The sequence below is a fragment of the Novosphingobium sp. ZW T3_23 genome, assembly GCF_044987305.1.
In the GTDB taxonomy this organism is placed as follows: Bacteria; Pseudomonadota; Alphaproteobacteria; order Sphingomonadales; family Sphingomonadaceae; genus Novosphingobium.
The window spans coordinates 1-7708 of record NZ_JBJDRF010000104.1 but is presented as its reverse complement, the minus strand read 5'-3'; the positions used below and the strand labels follow the sequence as shown (position 1 = coordinate 7708).

The following is a 7708-nucleotide window of genomic DNA, read 5'->3' as shown; positions in this document are numbered from 1 at the left end:
GCGGCGGCCGCTCGTAAGGATATTCCGGCTCGCGGCCGATCACGGTGATGGTCCCCTCGAAACCGTTCTGGCGAAGGGAGATCGCGCATTGCGCTCCCCCGTGCCCGGCTCCCACGATTACGACGTCTGCCTTGCTCATGGGGGTGGGGTTCAAGCAATTTCATCTCGCGGTCAATGGCTAGAAGCGAAATTGAATTACGTTGGCGCAGGATTATCGCAGTGCCGAAAAATCAGGCCTTAGCCGCTTCGAAGGCCTCCATCGTCAGTTCCAGCGAACGGATCTGCGCATCGGGATCGAAGATCGCGCCGGAGACGATAAGTTCATCCGCCTGGGTACGCTCCACGAAGGCCTTGATCTCGTCCCGCACCCGCGCGGGCGTGCCCACGGCGCTGACCGAGCGGACCTGCTCCAGCATGGCCTTGGCCGCGCCGGGCAGACCTTCGCGATAGTCGCGGATCGGCGGAGGCAGTCGGCCGGGCGTGCCGGTGCGCAGAGCCACGAAGCTCTGGTCGGTCGAGGAGGCGAGATAGCGCGCTTCCTCGTCGGTCTCCGCGGCGACCACATTGATGCCGGCCATGAAATGCGGCTTGTCCAACACCTTGCCGGGTTCGAAGCGCTCGCGGTAGATTCTGGCCGCCTCGTCCAGCATGGCGGGCGCGAAGTGCGAGGCGAAGGCGTAAGGCAGGCCGAGCATGGCGGCGAGCTGGGCGCCGAACAGGCTGGAGCCCAGAATCCACATCTGCACGTCCGCCCCATCGGCCTGGGGCGAGGAGACGCCGCCGACCGCCTGTCCCGCGAAACGGGCCTGAAGCTCCACCACGTCCTGCGGGAAACGCTCGGAAGCGCCGACGATGTCCTTGCGCAGGGCATTGGCCAGCCGTCCGTCAGCACCTGCCGCACGGCCCAGGCCGAGATCGACGCGGCCGGGGAACAGCGCCGCGAGCGTGCCGAACTGCTCGGCAATGATGTAGGGCGTGTGGTTGGGCAACATGATCCCGCCCGCGCCGATGCGGATGGTGGACGTGGCCGCGCCGATATGGGCGAGCACGACCGAAGTGGCTCCGCCCGCGATCCCGTCCATGCCGTGGTGCTCGGCCACCCAGTACCGCGCGTAGCCTGCCTTTTCGGCGGCCTGCGCCGTGCGGGCGGATATGGCGAGCGCTTCGGCGACGGTGCCGCCCTGGCGCACGGAGACGAGATCGAGAACGGAGAGGGGGGTCATGGCTTCGGTGTTCCTTCCGGCCCAAGCTGGGCGAGATATTCCCGGGCGGTGGCAGCGGCCGGCGACTCCGGGCTCATGGCGACGACTGCGTTCCAGCTGCGCCGCGCGGCTTCGTCGCGCCCGCCGAGCACCGCGATGACGCCGGCTTCAAGACCGACCTCTGGTTCCTGAGGCGCGAGTTGCGCGGCTTTTTCGATCTGGCTCTGTGCCTCGATCAGCTTCTTCTCGCGCCGCGAAAGCGTGGCCGAGAGCAGCCAGGCCTGCGCATTGTCGGGATCGGCCGTGCGGGCATCGGCCAAGGCCGTGGCGGCCTCGCCATTCTGCCCCAGCGAAACGAGCGCGCGGGCACGGTCGAGCGAGATCGAGGCTCCCAGCGCGCCGTCGCTCGCGGCCTTGGCGTCGATCGCAGCCGGAGCCAGCAGCCCCAACGCCTCACCCGCCTTCCCATTGGCAAGGGCAGCGTTACCGGCCATCGCGCCCAGCCGCGCGCGGCTGCGATGATCGCCGGCATCCGCCGCGTCGCGCGCCTGGACGAAAGCCGCGCTCGCCTCTCCCCAGCGATCGAGATCGGCAAGCGCCACGCCCAGGCAGAGCCCGGCCCGCACCCGCTCGCGCCCCTGCGCGCTGGACAATGCCTTTCGCGCGACCTCGGCCGAGCGCTCGGGATCGGATTCGACCGCCAGCAGGCAGCCGTTTTCCGGCCGCAGCGGCAGGGGCCCGGCGAACTGGGCCGATTCGGTGTTCCGCTTGCGCGCCTCGTCTTCCTTCTTCTCGACGATTTCGCGGGGAAGCGCCGAGGCGTATGGGCTGGACCCTCCCGCGCCGAGGGTGGACTGCATCAGCATGAGCGGAAGAAGAATGGGCATGGGAAGCGGTCCTTGAAAGGTCAGGCCACCGGCTCGCGGGCAAGAACCATTTCGGCAACCGTGCGCAACAACAGGTGTATGTCGGATTCGCGCGAAAGGCGGTGGTCCCCGTCCTTGATCAGCGTGACCTGCACATCGGCTGAACGCAACCGTTCCGCCAGCCGTGTCGAAATGTCCCATGGCACATCGTCGTCCCGCTGGCCGTGAAGCAGGCGCACCGGCCCGTCGAAGGCAATCTGCCGTTCGAGCAGGAGGTTGACCTGTCCGTCCGCCCAGAAACCGGGATAGGTGGGCGTGGGTTCGGGACCGTAGGGGTTATCCTCCCAGATCGCTTCGCCATCCGCGAGGACGTTCTTGTCCATCTGGGCAATGCCCCATTCGGTGAAATCGGGCGCGGCGGCGACGCCGATCAGGCCCTTCACTTTGTCTGGAGAATCGGCCGCCAACGCTTCGGCAACCATGAGCATCAGCCAGCCGCCCATCGACGAGCCCACGAGCACGACCTGCTCCAGACCGGCCGCCGCGATCACCGCCAGCACTTCGTCGCGCCAGCGCGAGAGCGTTCCTTCCGCGAAATCGCCCGGGCTCTCGCCGCAACCGGAGTAATCCAGCAGCAGGCAGGGACGGCCGCTGGCCTGGGCCATGTCGAACAGCGCCGTGGCCTTGCTGCCGGCCATGTCCGACATGTAGCCGGGCAGGAACACGATCGTGGGTCCGGTGCCGGGGGTGAAGCGGTGGGCGATGCGGCGCCCGTCGGGCAGCTCCAGATAACGCGTCTCGGTCATGGCGGCCCATCTGGGGTTGGCGCGCGGCGAGCACAAGGGCCGGATCACGGTTGCGAGATAAGGGATTCGCGGATTGTCTTACCGCGGCACCGGCCCACGCCCCCACCCTACCACCCGCAGGATACTACCGTTGGGTGGTAGGGTGGGGGCGTGGGCCGGTGCCGCAAAAATTCGCGTTTCGCGAATTTTCAAACCGTCTAAGGCTCGGGAAAAGCGCCTGATCAGGAAGACGCCCCAGAATGTCCGCGCAGATTCTCGACTTTCCCACCCGCCCGAGCCGACTCGCGCTGCGGCTCGAATGGTTCGCCACCGAGCGATCCGTGCTGCTGGCGATCTGGGCGCTCTACTTCGCCCTGCGGGTGGCCGTGCTGCTGATCGACGTGACGCCCACGTCGGACGCCGCCTCATACTTCGCGCGCGCCGCGGGCCTCGCCTCGGGCGAAGGGTACATGGACAAGGGCCTGCACACGGCGTTCTGGCCTCCGGGCCTGCCGCTGGCGCTCTCCGTCATGTTCCACCAGTTGGGCATTTCGCATGTCTCGCTCGGCCTGTTCAACCTGGCCGCTGCGATGCTAACGGGGCTGCTGACCCTTGCGCTCGGCCGCCATATCTTCGCCAACGAGGCGGCGGCGCGCGGCGGACTGCTGCTGCTGGCGGTCTACCCCAACGCCATCGGCTACGTGCCGCTGGCGCTTACCGAAGTGTTCTACACCACGCTGCTGCTGGCGGGCTGCTGGGCGGTGATGACGCGCAGCAACCGCTGGCAACTGGTCGGCGCCGGCCTGATCTTCGGATTCGCGACACTGGTGAAGGCGCAGACGCTGGTCGTGGTACCGCTGGTCTTCGCGGTCGACTGGATGCGCGCGCGCGGGATGGGGCAGCGGCTGCCTCGCCTGCTGGCAGACGGCCTGATCGTCGTCGCCGTCGCCATGCTCGTGGTGCTACCATGGACGGTGCGCAACCATTCCCAGCTCGGCCACTGGATCGTCGTTTCCACCAATGGCGGCTACACCTTGCTCACCGGCAATCATGACACGGCGACCGGCGATTTCACCCCGAATGCGCCCGTCGTCCAACAGTTCATGGCCCGCACGGATCTCGACGAGGTGTCCAGCGACAAGGAAGCCGCCCGCATGGGGCTGAACTGGATCGCGGAAAATACCGGAAAGTTCCTCTCCCTGGCGCCGAAGAAGCTGATGCGGCTGTGGTTGCCGGACGGCGAAGCGGAATGGGCCTATCAGGGCGGCGCACCCGGCTATGCGCGCTTCGAGCCGGTCTACCGCGCGGTGCGCTACGTCAACCAGGGCTACTATGCGCTGCTGATGATCGGCTTCGCGGCGGCTTTCGCGGTCATGTCGCTGCGCCGGCTGCGCGAACGAACGCGCTGGGCCGGCTGGTGGCTGCTGCCCTACGCCGTCGCCTTGTTCCCCACGCTGATCTGCCTGCTGTTCTCGGGCCAGTCCCGCTTCCACTATCCGGTCATGCCGTTCGTCTGCATGACCGTGGGCTGGCTACTGGCGAATCTGGTGGAGCGGCTCGCCTGGAGGCAGCGCAAGCCGACGCTGCATTAAAGGAGAGCAGGTCCGATCACGCGGACGATGATCTTGCCGGTAGAAGCCTCTGCGGTTTCGGCCTTGCGGTGGCCGGAAGCCCGCGCATCGAGCAGGGCGAGGCCGGCGGCGAGCGCAAGCGCCACGGCCATCCATGTCCCGATCCTGCCCATCCGCCCAGACATCGCTCACCCCTTCAGGAAAATCTCCTCGATCCTCATAGCAAAGACTTCGGCGATGCGAAATGCCAAGGGTAGCGAAGGGTCGTACTTGCCGGTCTCGATCGCATTGACGCTCTGGCGACTGACTTCGAGGCGTTCGGCAAGGTCCTGCTGGCTCCAGCCGCGCTCGCCGCGCAGTTCCTTGAGGCGGTTTCTCATGCGCGGCCGCTCGGGCCCATCGTCAGGCGGTTGAACAGCATGCCGACGAACAGACCCACCGCCCACAACGGGAACACGAAGAACAGAGGCAGTTTCGGGATCGAAGGCGCGAACAGTTCCAGCAAGCCCCAGACACTGCACAGCGCCAGTGTGAACCCGGTAGCCACCAGGAATTTGCGCACCTCCAGCATCCGCAGGTACTCGTCGTCGAGTTCGACCAGCAGCCGCGCCATCGCCCAGATCCACCCCATCACGGCCAGGCCCGGCAGTATGGCAAAGCCAAGGGTCCGGGCATCCGCGGCGGCGTGGTCGGGAATCACCCGCGTCGCCAGACCGATCGCACCCACATAGGCCAAGCTCAACGGCAACATACGCCGAACGTAGCGGCGATAGGCGGGATTGGTGCGGGACGAGGTCATGCAAGGGCTCCTGAGAACGGGACGGCATCCGGAGCGGGCCGCCTTTCATGTAAAGCAAACTTGTCATTCGAAACAAGCTAAGTCAAGCAAGCTTTACATCGACACTCGGCAATGACGGGGTGACTTTTCCCCCCACATCGCTACATCACCCGCGATGACGCAGCTGCGCACCACTTCGACCACTACTACCACCCGGCGCTTCCGGGGACGGTTGGTCGCGGCCTGAGCAGGCAGCCACCGTCGCCCGGAGTTCGGGCGAGCGGCGTCACTCTCCCGAATTCAGCGAAAATAGCGGCGCCGCACCTTCACCCGGAGGCGCGCCTGTGCCATGGCGCGCCAGAGTTTTCCGCCCACATGCTCTGGTATGGCATGGGGCAAACGAGAGATGAGTTCGTCCATGTCCGAGATGTTCAAGATCAGCCTGCCCGACGGTTCGGTTCGCGAGATGCCCGAAGGCTCCACCCCGGCGGATGTCGCCGCCGCCATCGGCCCCGGCCTTGCCAAAGCCGCGCTTGCTGCGAGAATCGACGGCGAACTGGTGGACCTCGGCCTGCCGTTCACCGGCGACGCCCAGCTGGCCCTGGTGACGAGCCGCGACGAGGAAGAGGCGCTGGACTTGGCCCGGCACGACTTCGCTCACGTCCTGGCCGAAGCTGTGCAGGCGCTGTTCCCCGGCACGCAGATCACTTTCGGCCCTTCGACGGACGACGGCTTCTACTACGACTTCGCCCCCAATCCCGAGCGCGGGCCGTTCACCGACGACGACCTGCCGGCGATCGAGGCGGAGATGCGCAAGATCATCGCCGCCAACAAGCCGCTCCGCCGCGAGGTATGGGACCGGGAGACGCTGATCAGCCGCTGGAAGCAGCAGGGCGAGACGTTCAAGGCCGAATGGGCCGCCGAACTTCCGGGCGACGAGCCGCTGACCGTCTACTGGTCGGGCGAGGACTGGCTGGACATGTGCCGCGGCCCGCACCTGCCCTCCACCGGCAAGCTGGACCCGGCCGCCTTCAAGCTGACGCGCGTTTCGGGCGCCTATTGGCGCGGCGACCAGAAGAACGCGATGCTTTCGCGCATCTACGGCACCGGCTGGCTGAACAAGAAGCAGCTTGCCGCGCACCTGACGCGCCTTGAAGAGGCCGCCAAGCGCGACCACCGCAAGCTGGGGGGCGAGATGGACCTGTTCCACCTCCAGGCCGAAGCCCACGGCTCGGTGTTCTGGCACCCCAAGGGTTACGTGATCTACCGCGCCCTTGAGGACTACATGCGCCGCGCGATCGGCCAGGCGGACTGTAAGGAAGTGAAGACGCCGCAGGTCATGGACGCGCGGCAGTGGGAAGCCTCGGGCCACTGGGGCAAGTACCGCGAGAACATGTTCGTCATCCCCGACGAAGTGCCCAACACCGAGGACGACGGCCCGATCATCTCGGACGAGGCGCAGTGGATGGCGCTGAAGCCGATGAACTGCCCGGCGCACATCCTGATCTTCAAGCAGGGCATCAAGTCGTACCGCGATCTGCCGCTGCGCCTCGTCGAGAACGGCTGCTGCCACCGCAACGAGCCGCACGGCGCGCTGCACGGGCTGATGCGCGTGCGCCAGTTCACGCAGGACGACGGCCACATCTTCTGCCGCGAAGACCAGATCGTGGGCGAAGTGCAGGCCTTCTGCGAAATGGCGGACCGGGTCTACAAGGACTTCGGCTTCACCTACGCGATCAAGCTGGCACTGCGCCCGGATAACCGCATCGGCACCGACGAGCAGTGGGACAAGGCCGAGGCCGAACTGCGCGACGCCGTGGTGCGCGCGGGCCTCGCCACCGAGGAATACGGCTGGGAAGAACTGCCCGGCGAAGGCGCCTTCTATGCGCCCAAGCTGGAATGGCACCTGACCGACGCGATCGGCCGCACCTGGCAGGTCGGCACGATCCAGTCCGACCGCATGTTGCCCGAGCGTCTCGACGCCAGCTACATCGGCGAAGATGGCGCGCGCCATCGCCCGGTCATGCTGCACCGCGCGATCTTCGGTTCTTATGAGCGCTTCATCGGCATCCTGATCGAGCACTTCGCCGGCAAGCTGCCGGTCTGGCTCGCCCCGGTCCAGGCCGTAGTCGCCACGATCGTCTCCGATGCCGACGACTATGCGCAGGAAGTGACGAAGAAGCTCAAGGCCGCGGGCGTGCGCGTCGAAACCGACGTGCGCAACGAGAAGATCAACTACAAGGTGCGCGAACACTCGCTGAAGAAGGTTCCGCACCTGCTGGTGGTCGGCAAGCGCGAGGCGGAGGAACAGACCGTCGCCCTGCGTACCCTCGGCGCCGAGCACCAGAAGGTCATGAGCCTGGACGAGGCGATCGCCCTGCTCAAGGCCGAAGCCACCGCGCCCGACCTTCGTGCGGACATGCCGGCATGATCAAGCGCGAACTGATCGACACCGCGTGGATTCCCGACGGGGAGAAGCTCGAACTGTACAAGCACGATCAGGACT

At 66.5% G+C, this 7708-nt stretch carries 9 protein-coding genes; 2 read left to right on the top strand and 7 right to left on the bottom strand.

Features of this window, described 5'->3' with window-relative positions; translation table 11 throughout:
* From ACI3K3_RS25150 to ACI3K3_RS25135, 4 genes are all read right to left on the bottom strand, one after another.
* Nucleotides 1–139: FAD-dependent oxidoreductase (locus tag ACI3K3_RS25150; RefSeq protein WP_404918767.1), on the bottom strand; the 139-nt coding region annotated here is incomplete at its 3' end.
* 91 nt (nt 140–230) lie between these two features.
* Entirely contained in the window at nt 231–1223 is a 993-nt protein-coding gene (locus tag ACI3K3_RS25145) for an LLM class flavin-dependent oxidoreductase (RefSeq protein ID WP_404918765.1), read from the bottom strand.
* A complete protein-coding gene (locus ACI3K3_RS25140) occupies nt 1220–2089 on the bottom strand; it encodes a tetratricopeptide repeat protein (RefSeq protein WP_404918763.1) in 870 nt (289 codons plus the stop codon). Before ACI3K3_RS25140 ends, ACI3K3_RS25145 begins: the two co-directional genes overlap by 4 nt.
* Nucleotides 2090–2109: 20 nt before the next feature.
* A complete protein-coding gene (locus ACI3K3_RS25135; RefSeq protein WP_404918761.1) occupies nt 2110–2874 on the bottom strand; it encodes an alpha/beta fold hydrolase in 765 nt (254 codons plus the stop codon).
* Between the two features lie 239 nt (nt 2875–3113).
* On the opposite strand from ACI3K3_RS25135, the gene ACI3K3_RS25130 reads away from it, so the two are divergent.
* Nucleotides 3114–4445, top strand: coding sequence for a glycosyl transferase (locus ACI3K3_RS25130; protein ID WP_404918759.1), 1332 nt, complete (start codon nt 3114–3116; stop codon nt 4443–4445).
* Here ACI3K3_RS25130 and ACI3K3_RS25125 read toward each other — a convergent pair.
* From ACI3K3_RS25125 to ACI3K3_RS25115, 3 genes are read right to left on the bottom strand one after another with little or no spacing between them, the layout of a single operon-like run.
* Complete coding sequence (locus ACI3K3_RS25125; RefSeq protein ID WP_404918757.1) at nt 4442–4609, bottom strand: hypothetical protein; 168 nt, start codon at nt 4607–4609, stop codon at nt 4442–4444. The two genes, ACI3K3_RS25130 and ACI3K3_RS25125, sit on opposite strands and share 4 nt — an antisense overlap.
* Nucleotides 4610–4612: 3 nt before the next feature.
* Nucleotides 4613–4804, bottom strand: a complete 192-nt coding sequence (locus tag ACI3K3_RS25120) for a helix-turn-helix transcriptional regulator (protein WP_404918755.1) — start codon at nt 4802–4804, stop codon at nt 4613–4615.
* Complete coding sequence (locus ACI3K3_RS25115; protein WP_404918753.1) at nt 4801–5223, bottom strand: hypothetical protein; 423 nt, start codon at nt 5221–5223, stop codon at nt 4801–4803. The genes ACI3K3_RS25120 and ACI3K3_RS25115 overlap by 4 nt, the downstream gene beginning before the upstream one ends.
* Nucleotides 5224–5620: 397 nt before the next feature.
* On the opposite strand from ACI3K3_RS25115, the gene thrS reads away from it, so the two are divergent.
* Nucleotides 5621–7633, top strand: coding sequence for a threonine--tRNA ligase (gene thrS, locus ACI3K3_RS25110; RefSeq protein WP_404918751.1), 2013 nt, complete (start codon nt 5621–5623; stop codon nt 7631–7633).
* Nucleotides 7634–7708: the final 75 nt, after the last annotated feature.

Coding starts and splice junctions, on each gene's coding strand:
- ACI3K3_RS25130 (WP_404918759.1), top strand. CDS start 3,114: ATGTCCGCGCAGATTCTCGACTTTCCCACCCGCCCGAGCCGACTCGCG.
- ACI3K3_RS25120 (WP_404918755.1), bottom strand. CDS start 4,804: ATGAGAAACCGCCTCAAGGAACTGCGCGGCGAGCGCGGCTGGAGCCAG.
- ACI3K3_RS25125 (WP_404918757.1), bottom strand. CDS start 4,609: ATGTCTGGGCGGATGGGCAGGATCGGGACATGGATGGCCGTGGCGCTT.
- thrS (WP_404918751.1), top strand. CDS start 5,621: ATGTCCGAGATGTTCAAGATCAGCCTGCCCGACGGTTCGGTTCGCGAG.
- ACI3K3_RS25140 (WP_404918763.1), bottom strand. CDS start 2,089: ATGCCCATTCTTCTTCCGCTCATGCTGATGCAGTCCACCCTCGGCGCG.
- ACI3K3_RS25145 (WP_404918765.1), bottom strand. CDS start 1,223: ATGACCCCCCTCTCCGTTCTCGATCTCGTCTCCGTGCGCCAGGGCGGC.
- ACI3K3_RS25115 (WP_404918753.1), bottom strand. CDS start 5,223: ATGACCTCGTCCCGCACCAATCCCGCCTATCGCCGCTACGTTCGGCGT.
- ACI3K3_RS25135 (WP_404918761.1), bottom strand. CDS start 2,874: ATGACCGAGACGCGTTATCTGGAGCTGCCCGACGGGCGCCGCATCGCC.